Here is a 17,493-nt window from a genome sequence, read left to right as displayed (position 1 = left end):
AAGGATGCAAGTACCATAATTGGCGGCAACGAACTTTTGAGGCGTTACCTCCCGCCCATGCTCCGTTCCCGCGCCGACCGGAACTCCGAGCCTGCGCGCCACTTCGGGAAGGTGGTTTCTGAGGCCAGGCGCTGGCCCACGCGGAAATAGAGCTGGGCGTCCTGGGCAATGCCCGTGAGGTCCCAGGCGGGGTCGAACTGGTCGGCGGGCTTGTGGTACATGTCGGCGGTGTAGGCGCGGCGCTTGTCGGCAATCCACTGCTTGCCCTGGGTGCGGCTCTCGAAGCCGCCGCTGGCGTAGAGCGAGGGCACGCCCAAGTGGGCAAAGTTGAAGTGGTCGGAGCGGTAGAACATACCGGTTTCGGGCGTCTGGTCGGGCAGCACGTAGCGGTCCTGCTCCCGGGCCGCCGCGCGGGCGTAGTCCTCCAGCTCCGACTGCCCGTAGCCGATAACCGTCAGGTCCTTCATCGGGCCGTAGGGCCAGAGCATGTCCATGTTCAGGTCGGCCACGGTTTTGTTGAGCGGGAAGGGCGGGTGCTGGGCGTAGTAGGCCGAGCCCAGTAAACCCTGCTCCTCGGCCGTAACGGCCAGAAACACGATGCTGCGCTGGGGCTTTTCCGGACTTTTCCGGAAGGCCTCGGCAATGCTCAGCAGCGCAGCCAGGCCGGTGCCGTCATCCACGGCCCCGTTGTAGATGGAGTCGCCCTGAATGGCTTTGCCGATGCCGAAATGGTCCCAGTGGGCCGAGTAGAGAATGTACTCCTGGGGGCGAGTGGTGCCGGGCAGCACGGCCAGTACGTTGCGCGAGGTCTGGCGGCGCAATTTGTTCTGGATGCTGCCCGAGAGCGTGAGCCCGCCCAATGCGCGCGGCTTAAAGCCCTTGGTATTGGCCGCAGCGTACAGTTGTTCGTAGTTCTGGCCGGCGGCCTGGAACAGCTGTTTGGCCGCGTCCAGCGTCAGCCAGCCTTCCAGCGCGCACTTGTCGGCCCCTTTGTTGTCGGTTTGGGGGCGCAGCTTGGGGCTCACGGCCCCGCTCAGCACCACGCTCCAGGGGTAGGCGGCCGGCTGGGTATCGTGCACGATGAGCACGGCGGCGGCTCCGTGACGGGCGGCTTCCTCGTATTTGTAGGTCCAGCGGCCGTAGTAGGTCATGGCCCGGCCTTTGAATAGCGTGGAGTCCTGGCCCGCGTTGCCGGGGTCATTCACCAGTACCACCACGGTTTTGCCTTTCACGTCGAGGCCCGCGTAGTCGTCCCAGCCGTACTCGGGGGCCACCACGCCGTAGCCGGCAAACACCAGCGGCGCGTTCTGCACGCTCACGGTGGGCTGCTCGCGCTGGGTGAAGGTCACGAAGTCCGTCTTGTAGGCAAGGCTCAGCGGCTGCCCTTTGCCCTTGATGAGCAGGGCCGGGGCGGGCGTGCCGGTAATTTCTACCAGCGGCACCGGCTGGAAATACGTGCCGTTGGGCCCCGGCTGCAGGCCCAGCCGCCGGAATTCATCGGCCAGATACTGGGTGCTGCGCGTCTCGCCCTCGGTAAACGGCTTGCGCCCCAGCATCTCATCCGAGGACACCGCCCGCAGATACCGGCTGATGCTGGCCGCCCCAATAGCCTCGGCCGGGGCCGCGCCGGGCGCGGGAGCCGCCGGGGCGGTGGTTTCGGCCGGGACGGGCGTGGTGGCGGTGGTGGAGGCGGGCCGGGTGTGGCAGCCGGCCAAAGTCAGGCCGAGCAGGAGCGGGGCCGCGGGAAGCAGACGGGGCAGCATAGCAGAAGCAGGTAGGTAGCAGGCCATAAGGTAGCAGAAGTTCGGGGAGCGGGCTAGGGCCCCGGCTCCGGGCGGTGCGCGAGGGCACGCGCCAGGCGCCGGTCGGGCACCAGCCACAGCAGGGCCACCAGCACGTAGAAAAACCCGCCGACGCCCGCGTGCCAGAAGCTGCCCCCGATGCCCAGGCAATACAGCAGCGGCGACACCCGGCCTTTCCAGTCGGGCCCGAGCGCCGCGGCCAGCCGCGAGCCGGGCCCCTCGGCCCGGATGATGGTTTGCTGCAGCACGTAGTACGCCATGGCCGACATCAGCAGCACGAAGCCGTAGGTGGCCATGGGGGCCGGGGCAAACTGGTTCTGGCCCATCCAGCCGGTGGCAAAGGGCGTGAGCGAAAGCCAGAACAACAGGTGCAGGTTGGCCCACAGAATACCACCGCTCAGGCGCTTCACGGTGCCAATCATCAGGTGGTGGTTGTTCCAGTAGATGCCCACGTACACGAAGCTCAGCACGTAGCTCAGGACCACCGGCAGCAACGGGCGTAGCACGGCCCAGTCGGCCCCGTGCGGCACCTTGATTTCCAGCACCATAATAGTGAGGATGATGGCCAGGACACCGTCGCTAAAGGCCTCGAGGCGGGCTTTGGTCATGAGGAAAGAACGTTAGGGGAGTACGTATCAGAGCGTATTTGGAAATCAGAAAAGAACGTCATGCCGAGCCCCGCGAAGCATCTCTGTTGCTTTGTCCGGGGCTTTTTCAACGGAGTGGTGGAGAAGCTTCGGCAAGTTCAGCCTGACGGAAACAACGGGTTCATACATTTCCCAACACGCTCTTACTCCACATCCTCACACTCCGACTGCACACCTATGAACAGCTGCTCGTATTGCCGGTAGAGCTGCTCGGTGGGCTCAGCGCGCCGGATGGTTTCGTTGATGCAGTTCCACCAGCCGAAGCTGATGAGGGCCACCTGGGCGTGGCCGTGCCAGTCGGGGGCGGCGGCTTCCTGCTCAAAACGCTCCTGCAGGCTTTCCGGAATGCTGTTGTTCCGCTGCTGCTCGCGCACCAGCTGCTGCCAGTCGGCCCGGATCAGGCTGTCGTTGGCGGCGGCCAGGCCCCGCACGTAGGCTTTGCACGCGGCCGGGTACGGGGCGTTGAGCAGCAGGCGAGGGTTAGCGTAGCCCTGCATGGTGAGCTTGATGGCGCGGTACTCGTCGTTGAGCTCCTGGAGCTTGCGGCGTTTAAACTCCAGCCACGGCGCGCCCGGCACCGGCTGCAGCCCGTTGATATGGGCCAGCACGTTGGTGTATTCGGCCTCCAGGGTATCCACGCTGAGCCGGGCAATATCGGCGGGCTTAAACACGGTGGCCGAGGTGGTGAGCAGTCCGCCGCTGAGCAGTTCGTGGGTATCGGCGAGCTGCCGGGCCGTGTACTTACGCGGATCGTAGCGGCCGGTGTAAGTGCACATTTCCGATTCCCAGCGGAAGGTAGCCAGCGTATCGGTCGGGGCCGGGGTGGGGGCCTGTGCGGCAGCGCTGGGGGCCGGAGCCCGGGCAGGCTGTTCGGTGGTGGGCGTATCGGGAGAGCAGGCGCTGAGCAAACCCGGCAGAAGCCAGAAAAGGCGACGGTAGTTCACAGGGCAAAAGTGTTACAACCCGCGAAGCAGTGCGCGGCGGCCAAATATACCAGGCAGAATGAACCGACCATACGTACCAAAACAGCGGGCCGTGACTTTACCTTGCATTGCCACAACGGGGCACCGGTCCGACGGCGTAGCCGTCCGACCGGTTGTCGTCCGGAGCCGTTGTTTCGTTGTCGTGTGGTTGTCAGCAGGCCGCCAACCGGTCGGACGGCTGCGCCGTCGGACCGGTATTCCGTTCAAAAATCCGCCATAGTATCGGTGCTGGTGCCATTGACCGGAACAGCTGTAGAAATCAATTCCATCATTCACTCTCTAATTCTGCCCGTGCAGCACCGCATCCAGACCGCCCTCACCCAACTCGAAGCCACGCACAACATCCGCATCCTGTACGCCTGCGAGTCGGGCAGCCGGGCCTGGGGCTTCCCCTCGCCCGATTCCGACTACGACGTGCGCTTCATCTACAGTCATTCCGCCGACTGGTACCTGACCCTCGATGACGGTCCCGACACGCTCAGCTTCCCCGTGGACGACGAGCTGGACCTGGGCGGCTGGGAGCTGCGCAAGGCCCTGAAGCTGCTGCGCGGCTCCAACGCGGCGCTGCTGGAGTGGCTTCAGTCGCCGGTGGTGTACCGGGAGGCGGCCGGGTTTCGGGCGGCGCTGCAGCCGCTGCTGCCCGCCTGTTGGAACCCGCGGGCCGGCCTGCACCACTACCTGGGCCAGCTACGGCGTGGGGTGGAGGAGGACCTGACCGGCGAGCAGGTGCGCCTCAAGCGGCTGTTCTACGCCCTGCGCTCGGCCCTGGCCGCTAGCTGGATTCAGCAGCGCCCCACCGAAGTGCCGCCGATGGAGTTTGCCCGGCTGCGCGAGCTGCTGCCCCCGGCCCTGAACAGCACGGTGGATGAGCTGCTCGCTCAGAAATCCACTGCCAACGAGAAAACCACCGTGCCCCGGCCGGCGGCGCTGGTGGCCTACCTGCAGCAGGAATACGACGCTGGCCAGGCCGCCCGCGCCACCCTGCCCGTCCCGCACCAGCCCAACCCCACGCCGGCCCTGGATGCCGTGTTCCGGGCCTGGCTATACAAGTAGGTCCCCCGGTCCGACGGCGCAGCCGTCCGACCGGTTGGCTGTGTGCTGACACCGGCACGACGATGGAACAACGGCTCCGGACGACAACCGGTCGGACGCCTCCGGCGTCGGACCGGAGGCAACGACGGCGCTAGGACAGCTGGTAGATAACCTCTTCCACCTCCGTTTGCCGGGCGGGGGCGAAGCCTGTATCGGTGCCGATTGGCACGAAGCCGCAGTTCTCCAGCACTTTCCGGGAGCCGAAATTGTCGCAGGCCACCCGGCCGTGCAGGGGGCGGGCCGGCTCCAGGGTCAAAAACTGGCGCAGCGCGGCCGTGGCCACGCCCCGGCCCCAGTAGCGCCGGTCGAGCCAGTACGTAATTTCAGCTTCGCCTTCGATTTCAAACTTGGCGATGCTGCCGGCCAGCTCCCCGTCTACCAGAATGCTCTGCATGTGGATGGTGGGCGTGTGCAGAAACCGCTGAAATTTGGCCAGGTAGGCGGCCCGGTCGGCGTTTTCGGCGGGCACGAAGGCGGCCAGGCGGCAGGCTTCGGCATCCAGCTGAAACGCGTAGAGGTGCGGTAAATCGGCCTCCTGGGTGGGCCGCAGTTGTATAAGGGAAGCCGGCATCCTGAACCAATGGAGTTACATTCGTGGCAATATGCTGACTATCGACGACCTGCGCCAGCGGGGCCTGATTCTATTTGAAGCCCTGAGCGGCAGCCGCGCCTACGGCACCGACCTGCCCCACTCCGATGTGGACCTGAAGGGCGTGTTCATCCTACCCGAAACCGAGTTCTACGGCCTCGACTACGTGCCCCAGGTAGCCAACGCCACTAACGACGAGGTGTACTACGAGCTGCGCCGCTTCGTGGAGCTGCTGCTCAAAAGCAACCCCACGGCCCTGGAGCTGCTGGCCTCGCCCGCGGATTGCGTACGGCTGCGGCATCCGCTGTTCGAGGTGTTTCAGGTGGAGGATTTCCTTTCACAACTGTGCCGCCAGAGCTTCGCTGAGTATGCCGTGGCCCAGATCAAAAAGGCCCGGGGACTGAACAAGAAAATCAACCACCCCGAGCCGCCCCAGCGCAAATCGGTGCTGGATTTCTGCTACGTGACCGTGGGGGCCGGGGCGCAGCCCGTAGCTACCTGGCTGGACCGGCGCGGCTACGCTGCCAGCCAGTGCGGCCTAGCCAACGTGAACCACCTGACGGACCTGTACGCCCTGTTCGTGGACGAAACGCCCGATGGCCGCCACGGCTACCGGGGCCTGCTGCGCGACGCGGAAACCTCCCAGGATGTGCTGCTCTCGGCCGTGCCGAAGGGGGAGGTGCCCGTGGCCTATCTGAGCTTCAACCGCAACGGCTACAGCACCTACTGCCGCGTGTTTCGGGAGTACCAGGAGTGGGAGCAGAAGCGCAACCCCGAGCGGTACCAGAACACGGTGCAGCACGGCAAAAACTACGACGCCAAGAACATGCTCCACGTGTTCCGGCTGCTGGGCATGGCCGAGGAAATTGCCACCACCGGCCGTCTGCACGTGCGCCGCCCCAACCGGGAGTTCCTGCTGCAAATCCGCCGCGGCGAGTTCGAGTACGAGCAGCTGGTAGCCGAGGCCGAAGCCCTGGTAGCCCGCGTAGAAGCCTCCTTTGCCGCCTCCGGCTTGCCCAAAACCCCCGACCGGGCCGCCGCCGAGCAGCTGCTGGTGCAGGTGCGGCGGGCATGGTACGCAGCGCACCCGGCCTGAAAAGATGCGGGAGCGGCCTGGTAAGTCGGGGGGATAGAAAAGTGGCTGTCAGCCTTCGTCCTTGCTTGATGCGCGACACGGCCAGGCTGCCAGTTTCTCACCGGCTTTGCTATCTTGGCCGCCGGATTATCTCCCGCCTGCTCCGTCGTTCGAACGCCTGGTCAAGCGCAGCTTACTTCTTTTTCTGTAAAAAACAGCTGCGCCATTACCCGGCTCCGGCCGGCGGAGCGGTGGGTAGGTAGTCATTTTCTTATCATTCGTATTGAAATTGAAGCAGTAGCTCAGTTGGTAGAGCAAAAGTCTTAGTTCAGCAATTATCCGTTGTGGTCAAGTTGCGCTTACTTCTCAGGTAGACCCTTCGGGGTTTTGGTTCAAATCCAAAAGCGCGGCCCTTACCGGTTTCCGGGCCCAGCTGAGCTTACTTCCCTTTGGGTCGCCGGTTCGAGTCCGGCCTGCTTCACGTATAACTGTCACATGTTATGCGGGTGCCGGGGTGCCCGCTATTCGTCATGCAAGAAGAACTCCTGAAAGCGAGCCTGCGCCAGCAGGCGGTGTACGTGCCGGCGGTTGCACCGGCGGCGGGTGTTACCACCGTTTCGCCCGTTACAGCCGCGCTGGTAGCCAATCTGGCCCGCCTGGGCTACGGCGTGTCGGAGCCGCTGCTGCGGGCTCTGGAAAGTACTACTCCTGAGTTTCAGAACGATTTGCTGGCCGTTTTTCGGGAGGTGATGGGCATTAGCAAAAGCTGGCTGCCGCTGGTGAAGGGCTGGGACGTGCCCACCGGTGAATCGTGGGTGGACCACCTGCTGACGTGGTTTGCCCAGCAGTTTCCGGCTCAGGGTACGCGCCTGCCCTGCGGCCACCTCATTCCGGCCAACGCATTTCCGCTGGAGCGCTACAACGGCTGCCCCTTCTGCGGTACGCCCTTCGGCGCGGCCGGTCCGTTGCTGCTGGGCCAGGGCAGCAAGCTGAAAGTGCTGGACATCTGGACGCCGGCCGACGCCGAGGCGTTTCTGCGCAGCCTGCTGCTGAGCAAAACCGCCCTCGATGCCACCCAGCAGGATAGCCTGCGCCTGCTGCTGGCCGTGCTGCCCCTGCCCGCCGGGGTGCCCATTGCCATGAAGGAAACCCGCATGGCCGTTATCGACAGCTACGTGGCCCGGCAGCAGCCGGCGCTGGCCCAGCCGCTGTTTTCCTCGCCCACCGATGTGTTGCGCTACCTCTGGTTTAAGCACACCGGGTTTCTGCAGCTGGTAGAGCCCAAAACCATTCGGCACCGCCACCAGCAGAACAGCACCAACTTGGTGCCGGCCCGGAGCCAACGCGTGGCAGCCGGGGCCCAGGCCCTGGAGGCGCTGAAGCTAAAATACAGCCGCCGCGACGCGGCCATGGTGGCCGACTGGCTGAACGCGCTGCCCCAGTCGCCGTTGCAGCAGTGCGAAATCATGCATCCCAAGCGCGGCATGTGGGTGCGCTTCATCCGGGCCCTGCGGCTGGCCGAATACAGCCAGCGGGCCGGCCGTACCCGCCTGCGCGAAACCCTCGACCGGTTTTACCGCCAGGACTATCCCGTGTGGCAGGGCCAGGTGGAGCAGGCCCGCTTGCGTACCGACGCCACCCGCACGCTGGCGTTGCTGCAGCAGCGGCCGGGGCTGTTTGCCCGCTCGCTGTTTGCCAACATGCTCTGGTTCGGGCCCGAGCCGGTGGTAGCGGCCTTCCGCACGGTGCTCGACCAGGTGCCGGCCCGCCTGCTGTTCACCCTCAGCATGTACGCCGAAGCCTACTTCGACCCTCGCCACCAGCGCACGGTAAAGCCCTTGGGCGGGACGGGAAAGCGCGTTCCGGCCCACCCGCTGCTGAGCCGCTACGCCCCCGAGCAACTGACTGCCATGCGCGAGCAGGTGACGGAACTGGCCCTAGAAGCCGTGCGTCGCCGGTTTGCGGCCCAGCCCACTACCGGCCGCACCATCTTCATCGACCCCACGCTGCGCTACCTGCCCGTAGCCATCGGCGACCGGAGCGAGACGGTGCAGGACCTGCCCGCGGCCCTGATGGGCACCCGCTTTGCCGTGGAGGGTGATGCCGTGCGCCTGTTTCTGCAGTGGGGCACCGGCCTGCCCGCCCAGCACCTGGATATGGACCTGAGCTGCCGCGTGGCCTACGACAACCGTGTGGACTACTGCGCCTTCAACCAGCTCACCACCACCGGCTGCAAGCACAGCGGCGACATCCAGTCCATCCCGGATAAGGTGGGCACGGCCGAGTACATTGAGCTGGATTTGCCGGCTCTGGAGCAGGCCGAGGCGCGGTACGTGGTGTTCACCTGCAACGCCTACACCAACGGCGCGCTGTCGCCCAACCTGGTGGTGGGGTGGATGAGCAGCGCCCAGCCCATGCGCATCAGCCGCAGCAGCGGCGTGGCCTACGACCCCTCCTGCGTGCAGCACCAGGTGCGCGTAACGCAGCCCCTGAGCAAAGGGCTGGTGTTTGGGGTGCTGGTGGTGGAGCGCCGGGAAGTGGTGTGGCTGGAGCTGCCCTTCGCCGGTCAGCTCACCGGCCAGCTTGATGTGGTGGCCGTAGAAGGCCTGCTGCGCCGCCTCGAGGCCAAGCTGAGCGTGGGTACACTGCTGCACCTCAAGGCCGAAGCCCAGGGCCTGCAGCTGGTAGAAACTCCCGAAGCCGCCGACGAGGCCTACACCCGCGAGTGGGCCCGCAACCCCGCCGCCGTCACCCAGCTGCTGCCCGACTGATACCCGGCCCCGCTAATTTTCATGGGTCTGTTTGCAAGCTACAAAGCTCCACGGCCCGCCACGCTACCTGTTGAGGTGGTGCGGCGGGCCGTGGAGCATTGTAGAGTGAGAAGGGCAGCGCTACCGCGTGGAGTGCCGGCCTACTTTATAGGACGATGTGCCGGTACGGGCTTTTTTGCGGAACAGGCCCAGGCGTTTTTTACTTTTCTTGGTGCCTTTGTACAGCTTGTAAAATGGCCGGTGCGTGTAGCTGCGGCCCCGCATTTTGGCGCGGGCGTAGCGGGTGGGCCGGCCGGCTTCAGCGGTGGATACAGGACCGCCGCTTAGCATCAGCAGCGCAAAAACCAGAATCAGAACGCGAGTCATAGGCCAAAACGGGTTAGTGTGTTGCCTCATAACTTCCGCTACTCATCAAAAATTGCATTCCGCGAGTCTCTGTTTGCAGAAAACGGAATGGTGATTGTCGCGTGAACACAAAAAACCGGTCTTTCCTGTCTGGATAGACGAGAAAGACCGGTTGCATGTTGGGCAGCTATACGCTACTGACCGCCGCCAATCGTCTGGTTACGGGAGCGTTGCGGCGCGGGAGTTGTGGTTTTCTTCCGGCGACGCCAGAACTGGAACCATTTCTGGCGGTAGCGCACGGTACGTTTGCGGCGGACTTTGCTGCTCCGGCCTTTATAGGTGCGGTAGTTGGGGCGGTGTACGTACACTTTACCGCGCATTTTGGCGCGCGCCGCCGGGCCGGCCTGGCCCAATGCCGGGCTCACGTCCACCAGGACCATGAGCATCAGCCAGAGAAGTAAAAAAAGTCGGGGCATAGAAAGAAGGGTAAGCCGCAAAACGGGTGGCGAAGTTAAGACGCCTGACGGCAAGTATTCGGCCAGAATACGGTCAGTACGCAAAAAAAGTCGGAGCCGGATTGTGGAATCTGATAATTACCAGCATCTGACGGGTAGAAATTATACTTCAACCGGCCTATGTTGCAATTTTTACGTCCGCTGTTTCTGTTGATTTTTTTGCTGGCCACTGCTGTTGCTGGCTCCGCGCAGCAGCCGGTAGCGGTGGCCCGGCAGCGCAGTTATTTCACGAAAGTATTTCGCCTGACGGATAGCCAGACGCGCGTGCTCTACGAGCGGGGGCTGAACGCGGCCCGCCCGGAGTTCTTCACGCAAGCAGTGGATTCGTTTCCGACGGATGCCGACTCGCTGGGCCGGCTGCGGCTGGCGGCCCTGCCGCTGGGTTACTACCTGGTGGCCCACACCGAAGGGCCGCAGTTGGTGTTCTGGCTGCACGCCCGCACCAGCCGGCAGCTCACGCTGCTGGATAATCAGGTGGATCTGTCGGTGCTGGTGCTGGACTCCGTGGGCCGGCTGCTGCCCGATGCCCGCGTGACCCTGCCCAAAGGCCGCGCTGTGCCGTTTGATGCGGCTACGCAAACCTACCGCCTGTCCGGGCGCAGGGCGCGGGCAGGGCTGCTGGCGGTGGAGCAGGGCGGCCGCACCACATTTCACGCGCTTACCCAGACGTTTCCATATCAGCGCCCTTCCGGCCGCCATTACCCGCTTACCTGGCGACGGGTGTACCAGCGGGTGGTATTCGGGTTTCCGCTGGGGCTGCTGACCGGGCCGGTACGCACGCTGGTGGGGCAGCTGCGGTATGCTTCCAATGTGTACACCGGGCCCATTGGGCTGGTGCGGGCCGCATTCAGCGCCGATGCGCGGGAGGAGCGGCAGGACCGACGGGCCGAGCAGCACGGGCAACGGTGGCAGACGTATCTGGCGCTGAGCAAGCCCCGCTACCGCCCCCAGGCCGATACGCTGCGCCTGAAGGCCCGCATCCTCAGCCGCCACGGGCGGCCCTACCGCCGCCCGCTGGAGCTGCGCCTCCTGCCCGAGCAGGACCGCCGGAGCCGGCTGCTGGCCGTGCTGCGGCCGGTGCGGCCAGGCTCCTACGAGTACGCGGCCCCGCTGCTGGATACCCTGAATCTGCGTGCCGACCAGCGCATTGCCCTGGAGCTGGTGCAGCCGGGCCGGAACGGTCAAACGGTGGCGGAAAGCAGCTTCCGGATGGAAGACTACGAGCTGAAAAACACGCGCTACACCCTACGCCCGGCCCAGACCACGCACCGGACCGGCACCACGCAGGCGCTGTTTCTGCGGGGGCAGGATGCCAACGAGCTGAACCTGCTGGATGCCCGCGTGCGGCTGAGCGTGACGCCCGCCGGCGTGGGCCGCTTCCCCGGCCGGCAGGTGTTTGTGCCCGATACCCTCTGGACCCGCGCCCAGCCGCTGGATGCCGTCGGTGAAACCCGCCTGAACCTGCCCGCTACGGCTCTGCCCGCCGCCAACCTCACCTACCAGGTGCAAGCCGTGTTCCTGAACAGCGACAATGAGCGCCGCACGCAGGCTGCCACCGTGGGGTATGTGCTGGAAGAAGGGGAGCTGCAGCTGGAGCTGCGCCAGGATTCCGTGGTGGCCCGCTACCTGGTCGATGGCAAGTCCCGGCCGGGAGCGGCCACGCTGCGCGTTACCCGGTTCAATGCTGAGAAAGGGGAGATGACCACGCGGGAAGCGGTAACGCTGCCGCTGGCCCGCCCCGTGGATGCCCGCGCCACCCGCTACCAGCTGCAGGATGCGCAGCAGCACGCCGCCACCCTGTTTCTCGCCGCCGATAATGCCGGCCTGCTGGTGCGCTCCGACCGCACCCCAGATTCCATTTTCCTGGCCCTGGATAACCCGCGCCGGCTTTCCTTCTGGTACTATCTGTACCGGGGCAACACCCTGGTGCGCCGCGAGTACACCACGGCCCTTGCATTGCGGCTGCCTGCCCTGGGCTCTGAGCCGTGGTACGTGTCGCTGCATTACTTCTGGGGCGGGCAGCTGCGCACGGCCGAGTACAACGTGCCGCTGCCCCAGCACCGGCTCACCATTGAGGCCGACCAGCCCGAAGTGGTGTACCCCGGCCAGAAAGTGCAGCTGCGCTATACCGTGCGCGACGGCGCCGGCCGCCCCGTGCCCCGCGCCGACCTGACGGCCTACGCCTACACCAGCAAGTTCGACCAGCCGGATGCGCCCGCCCTGCCCGATTTTGAGCCGGCGGTGCAGGGACGCATTTCCTGGCGGCGGTTCGGGCTGGGCGCGGGCTTCGAGAATAACGCCGATCAGCCGGCGCAGCAGCCGTTGCCTTGGGGCGCGTGGCGGCAGCGGCTGGGCCTCGACTCGCTGCGGTTTTATCAGTTCCTGTACCCCGAGTTTGGTGCGTTTTACGAGTACCGTCCGGCGCCCGGCGGCATCACGCAGCTGGCTCCGTTTGTGGTGGATTCCGGTCGGGTGCAGCCCACGGTGGCGGTGTACGTGGATGGCCTGCCGGTGTATGTGGCGGCCGTAAATGGGGAAGAGCCTTTCGCGCTGGTGGCCGACAGCGGCCGGCACGTGGTGGCTATCCGGACGCCCACCCACCGCATTACCCTGCACGATGTGCGCCTGCGCCACCTGCACAAGCTCACGCTCAGCATCGACCCTAACCACCCCTGCCACGAGCTGCAGGTAGAGAAGCTGGGCCCCGTGACCGTGCAGGAGCAGCGTGAGCTGAGCCGGTTTCTGCTGCTCATCGACCGGAATCAGCCGCACGAGCGGCTGCTGTTGCGCCAGGGCAACCGCCTGCAGGCCGTGGGCGAGGGCCGGCCCCAGCTGCCCAACCGCCCGGCCATACCCTTTCGCTACCAGTCCGAAAGCCAGTATACCTGGCTGGCCGGCCCGTTCCGCCCTGATTCGGTGCTGCTGCGCCGCTCCGATGGGCTGCGCCAGGTGTTTCTGCATGAGCCCGGCTTCCGCTACACGTTTACGGCGGGCCTGCTGAAAATGCGCAGTTTGCCCGATGACCGGCTGGGCCGGCTGGACGCGTCAGCTGATTTTACCCGGCTGCCCCTGGCCGATTTCGCCTACACCGAAGCCGACCTGCGGCCCCGCCCGGCTACCAGCTACTACCACGCGCCCCGCCCCGAGCCATTGCTGCTCAACCCCACCAGCACCCCAGCCGGACAGGGGCGGGTAGAGGTGCGCCTGCCGGTGCAGCGCGGCCGTATTGGGTTGCCGCCGGTGCTGTATACATTGGTCACGCAGCCATCGGTACCTGCTTTCAACCGGCTGTTGCGCTACCTGCCGCAGCCGGTGCACGGCTTGCCGCCCGGCCGCTACCGCCTGGCGCTGCTGCTGGCCGATAACTCCGTACTGGCCCCGGCCATTGATGTTCAGGTGCAGGCCAACGGGACCACTTATGTACAGCTGGATTCCCTGGACCGCCTTACCACCGGCCCAGCCTGGCGCACCTTCAAGCGCCGCATCACCCGCGAAATTGACCGGCGCCTGCTGGCCGCTCAGCCCACCCCAAAAGAAGAGCTGGAAGCCCGCCGCGAAATTCCGGTAGCCACTCCCGTCATTCCGCAGCCCGGCTGGGTGGTGGTGCGCGGCCGCGTTACTGACCGGTCCACCGGGGAGGGACTGCCCGGCGTAACGGTGCTGCTGAAGGGCACCACCATCGGCGTCAGCACGCAGGCTGATGGCAGCTTCGTGCTGTCTGCCCCGCTCGAAGGCAGTGTTTTAACGTTTTCCTCTATCGGCTATGTATCGAAGGAGCGCCGGATTGATGGGCTGGATATCCGGGAGGCGTTGGCAACGGACAGTAAGCAGTTGCAGGAAGTGGTTGTGACAGGCTTCGGCGTGACGAAGGTGGGAGGCCAACCTGTAGCGGTGGAAAGCATTGCCTCAACCCAAGACCTGCAGGGTAAGGTAGCCGGCCTGCAGATTCAGACGTTGCCCGATGGCCGGAGCCGCGTTATGATCCGCGGAGCCAGTAGCTTACCAGGCGGCCAGCCGTTGCTTATTGTGGACGGGCTGCCGTACAGCGGCGACCTGAGCAGCCTCAGCCCCGACCTGATTGCCAACGTGCAGGTGCTGAAACCCGAGTCGGCCATGGCTATGTACGGCTCTCGGGCGGCCAATGGGGTTCTGATCATCACTACCAAAAACGGGGTGCCCGGCCGTCCGGCCCCGGGCCTGAATGGTGCTCCGGCCGCGCTGGGCCCCGATGGCCTGCCCCTGGCCGCCGGCCGCGACCCGCGCCTGTCCCTGCGGCAGCGCTTCTCGGACGTGGGCTGGTGGCGCCCCACGCTGGTGACCGACCAGCAGGGCCAGGCCCGCACCGAGGTGATTATTCCCGACGATATTACCGGCTGGGATACCTTCGTGCTGGCCTCCGACAACCACGCCCGCACCGGCTGCTTCACCCAGAAGCTTCGGTCTTTTAAAGCCGTGATGGGAGAGTTGGCCGCTCCACGCTTCCTGGTGCAGGGCGACCGGCCGCAGGTGCTGGGCAAAACCCTCAACTACCTGCCCGATACGGCCCAGGTAACCATCCGCTTCCGGGTAGGCGAGGGGCCGGCCCGCACTCAGGCCCGCCGTGTGGCCACGTCGGCCGTGGATACGCTCACCTTCACGGCCCCCTCCGATACCGATTCCGTGTCCGTGAGCTTCAGCCTGATGCAGCCCAACGGCTATCAGGATGGGGAGTTGCGGCACCTGCCGGTATTGCCGGCCGGTACCCGGGAGCGGGTGGGCACCTTCGCCGTCGTTACCGCCCCCGATACGACCCTTACCCTGTCAGTACGCCCGGAGCTGGGCCCCGTGACGGTGCGGCTGGAAAGCGACCCGTTGCCCGTGCTGCTGGAGGAAATCCGGCACCTGCAGGGGTACGCGTACCTCTGCAACGAGCAGGCGGCTTCCAAGCTGCTGGGGCTGCTGCTGGAGCAGCGCATCCGGCAGGGGTTGCAGCAGCCTTTCAAAGAAGGCCGCAACGTAGAGCGGCTCATTCGGCACCTGCTGCGCGGCCGCCATCAGCCGGAAGGCCTGTGGGGCACCTGGCCCACGTCGCCGGTGAGCCCCTGGGCCACGCTGCACGTGCTGGAGGCCTTGCTGCAGGCCGAGGAGCAGGGCTACAAAGTGGCGCTGGACAAAGCCCCGTTCCGGCAGTTTCTGCTCCGGCAACTGGACATGGCCTTTGCTGATGCGGCTGTGCGGCAGGCCCTGGCCGCCACGCCCAACGGGCAGCGCCTCGATGCCCTGTATTTCCGAACCGATGATGACCGGATCCGGCTGCTGCACCTGCTCTACCGGCTGGGCGCCCAGCCAGATTTCGCCACCCTGATCCGGCGCATGGAGCAGGAGCCGCGCGGCCGCCAGCCCCTCGACCGGTACCTGGCCCTCACGCAGCTGCGCCAGCAAACCGGCCTGCCGTTCCAGTTGGATACGCTGCGTCGCTACCGCCTGCGTACGGAGCTGGGCGGAGTATTTTATGCCGATACGCTGCACACGGGCTCATATTACCGGTACCTTCTGCCGGACCGCGTCGGCAATACGCTGCTGGCGTACCGGCTGCTCCGGGCCCAGGGCGGACAGGAGCGGGAGCTGTTGCGCATCCGAACATACTTATTGCAGCAGCGCCGCCAGCAGGGCCATTGGGCCAGTACCTACGAAGCCGCCCAAATTCTGGCCACCATCGGCCCCGACCTGGTGGTGCCGGCCAGCGGCGGCCTCACGGCCCGGGCCCGGCTCAGCGGCGGGCTCACCCAGGAAATCAACAAATTCCCGTTTGAGACGACAATGCCGGCAGCTGCCGGGCCGCTCACGTTGCACAAGCAGGGCGGCCTGCCGGTGTACGCCACGGCCTATCAATCGTTCTGGAACCCCGCGCCGGCCGCCGTAGCCGCTCCTTTCGTGGTGCGCACCCGCCTGGCCGGGCAGGAGAGTAGCAGCGTGCAGCTACCGGCCGGGCAGCCGGCCGAGCTGGAAGTAACCGTGGAGGTAAAAGCCGAAGCCCGCTACGTACTGCTGGAAGTGCCCATCCCGGCGGGCTGCTCCTACGGGGAGCCAGCGCGCGGCAACGCCTTTGAGGTGCACCGGGAGTACCTGCGCCACCAGGTGGGCATTTTCATGGATGTGCTGCCCGTCGGCCGCCACACATTCCGCATTGCCCTGCAGCCGCGCTACCGGGGCCACTATACCGTCAACCCCGCCAAAGCCGAGCTGATGTACTTCCCCACCCGCTACGGCCGCTCCGCCAGCAAGCAGGCGGTAATACGGTGAGGTGGTGAACGGTAATTGATAAAAAGAACGTCATTCCGAGCGCAGCCGAGAAATCTCGCGTGCTGATGTTGTAGTAGTAAACCAGACGTCAGCACGCGAGATTCCTCGGCTGCGCTCGGAATGACGGACCAACCTGTCACCTCATCATACCATCACCCAATTCCTGTTCTCCTCGTAATTTGGGCGCGTATCCCTCTTTATATACTGCATGACAGCTATACCCTCCCGCGAATCCCAACTCCGTTCTGCGTTACTGGGCCTGGCCGTGGGCGACGCTTTGGGCGTGCCCGTTGAGTTTCAAAGCCGCCCCGCCCGCCGCCAAGACCCCGTGGTGCACATGCGCGAATACGGCACCCACCACCAGCCCGCCGGCACCTGGTCCGATGATGCCTCGCTTACTTTCTGCCTGGCCCAGGCCATTGCCGATGGATTCAGCGTGGGCAAAGTGGCCGAATACAGCCGCCGCTGGTACTACGAAAACCTCTGGACGCCCCACGGCCGGGTGTTCGATATCGGCATCACCACCCGGGAGGCCCTGAGCCGACTGCAATCCGACCCCGACCTGATCCTGGCTGGCAAGACCGATGAATACAGCAACGGCAACGGCTCCCTGATGCGGATTCTGCCGCTGGCTTTCTATCAGGAAAATGCCCCGCTACCGGAGCGTTTTGAGCTGATCCGGCAGGTGTCGGCCGTTACGCACGGGCACATCCGCTCGGCCGTGGCGTGTTTTCTGTACCTGGAAATAGCCCGCCACCTGCGCGCCGGCCACTCGCCGGCCGCCGCCTACACCGCCATGCGCACTGCGGCCCCAGCTCAGTTACTTGAGCTGAATATTCCGGCCCATGAAGCTGATAAGTTTGAGCGCATCCTGAGTGGCCGTCTGCCCGATATAGCCGTTACGGCCATCGACAGCGGGGGCTATGTGATGCACACTCTGGAAGCCAGCCTCTGGTGCCTGCTCCGTCACGAAACCTACGCCGAAACCGTGCTGGCCGCCGTCAACCTCGGCGACGACACCGACACCACCGGGGCCGTAACCGGCGGTTTGGCCGGCTTGTACTACGGCGAGGCCGCTATTCCGTCCGAGTGGCTGCAGGTGCTGGCCCGCCGGGCCGATATTGAAAACTTAGCCCACCGAGCAACGGAGGCAACGGCGTAAAGCCGAAAAAGCCCCAGCATCATTTGATGCTGGGGCTTTTTGCGGTCCGGACGGGACTCGAACCCGCGACCTCCGCCGTGACAGGGCGGCATTCTAACCGACTGAACTACCGAACCGTTTCATCATTGGGTCAGATCGTGTGTCCTTCCGTTTTGATGATGCAAATATAGAAGGTCGATTTTGACTGTGCAAACAAAAAACTGCATTGCGGCAGCGTAGGCGTGGTTTTT

11 protein-coding genes and 1 tRNA gene are annotated in these 17,493 nt (G+C 65.1%); 5 read left to right on the top strand and 7 right to left on the bottom strand.

All coding sequences use genetic code 11. The features are described from left to right. Positions 1 to 44: 44 nt before the first annotated feature. The 3 genes from EI291_RS05890 to EI291_RS05880 form a co-directional block, all read right to left on the bottom strand. A complete protein-coding gene (locus tag EI291_RS05890) occupies positions 45 to 1,763 on the bottom strand; it encodes a M28 family metallopeptidase (protein ID WP_125418880.1) in 1,719 nt (572 codons plus the stop codon). A gap of 53 nt (positions 1,764 to 1,816) precedes the next feature. Then, positions 1,817 to 2,410 carry a TMEM175 family protein gene (locus tag EI291_RS05885; protein WP_125418879.1) on the bottom strand — a complete coding sequence of 198 codons (594 nt, stop codon included), beginning with the start codon at positions 2,408 to 2,410 and terminating at the stop codon, positions 1,817 to 1,819. Positions 2,411 to 2,592: 182 nt separating this feature from the next. After that, positions 2,593 to 3,393 (bottom strand): hypothetical protein, encoded by an 801-nt coding sequence (locus EI291_RS05880; protein WP_170172531.1) that lies wholly within the window; start codon positions 3,391 to 3,393, stop codon positions 2,593 to 2,595. Positions 3,394 to 3,723: 330 nt separating this feature from the next. Here EI291_RS05880 and EI291_RS22785 point away from each other — a divergent pair, with 330 nt between their 5' ends. Beyond that, a complete protein-coding gene (locus EI291_RS22785; RefSeq protein WP_170172530.1) occupies positions 3,724 to 4,485 on the top strand; it encodes a nucleotidyltransferase domain-containing protein in 762 nt (253 codons plus the stop codon). A 130-nt stretch (positions 4,486 to 4,615) separates the two neighbouring features. On the opposite strand, the gene EI291_RS05870 is transcribed toward EI291_RS22785, so the two are convergent. After that, positions 4,616 to 5,095, bottom strand: a complete 480-nt coding sequence (locus EI291_RS05870; RefSeq protein WP_125418876.1) for a GNAT family N-acetyltransferase — start codon at positions 5,093 to 5,095, stop codon at positions 4,616 to 4,618. 31 nt (positions 5,096 to 5,126) lie between these two features. Between EI291_RS05870 and EI291_RS05865 the strand changes: the two genes are divergently transcribed. Further along, complete coding sequence (locus EI291_RS05865) at positions 5,127 to 6,209, top strand: DNA polymerase beta superfamily protein (protein WP_125418875.1); 1,083 nt, start codon at positions 5,127 to 5,129, stop codon at positions 6,207 to 6,209. A 509-nt stretch (positions 6,210 to 6,718) separates the two neighbouring features. Then, positions 6,719 to 8,959, top strand: a complete 2,241-nt coding sequence (locus tag EI291_RS05860; RefSeq protein WP_125418874.1) for a hypothetical protein — start codon at positions 6,719 to 6,721, stop codon at positions 8,957 to 8,959. A 120-nt stretch (positions 8,960 to 9,079) separates the two neighbouring features. Here the strand turns inward: EI291_RS05860 and EI291_RS05855 are convergent, their stop codons facing one another. Continuing rightward, positions 9,080 to 9,325, bottom strand: a complete 246-nt coding sequence (locus EI291_RS05855; RefSeq protein WP_125418873.1) for a hypothetical protein — start codon at positions 9,323 to 9,325, stop codon at positions 9,080 to 9,082. Between the two features lie 173 nt (positions 9,326 to 9,498). After that, positions 9,499 to 9,780: a hypothetical protein gene (locus tag EI291_RS05850; protein WP_125418872.1), complete on the bottom strand. Its 282-nt coding sequence runs from the start codon at positions 9,778 to 9,780 to the stop codon at positions 9,499 to 9,501. A gap of 159 nt (positions 9,781 to 9,939) precedes the next feature. Here EI291_RS05850 and EI291_RS05845 point away from each other — a divergent pair, with 159 nt between their 5' ends. Next, entirely contained in the window at positions 9,940 to 16,101 is a 6,162-nt protein-coding gene (locus EI291_RS05845) for a carboxypeptidase-like regulatory domain-containing protein (RefSeq protein WP_125418871.1), read from the top strand. Between the two features lie 208 nt (positions 16,102 to 16,309). Next, a complete protein-coding gene (locus EI291_RS05840) occupies positions 16,310 to 17,263 on the top strand; it encodes an ADP-ribosylglycohydrolase family protein (protein ID WP_125418870.1) in 954 nt (317 codons plus the stop codon). Positions 17,264 to 17,305: 42 nt separating this feature from the next. On the opposite strand, the gene EI291_RS05835 is transcribed toward EI291_RS05840, so the two are convergent. Beyond that, positions 17,306 to 17,379, bottom strand: a tRNA-Asp gene (locus EI291_RS05835). Positions 17,380 to 17,493 lie beyond the last annotated feature (114 nt).

The organism is Hymenobacter rigui, assembly GCF_003944715.1.
Lineage (GTDB): Bacteria > Bacteroidota > Bacteroidia > Cytophagales > Hymenobacteraceae > Hymenobacter > Hymenobacter rigui.
Note: the sequence above shows the minus strand (reverse complement) of the source record. Positions and strands in the feature narration are given on the sequence as shown.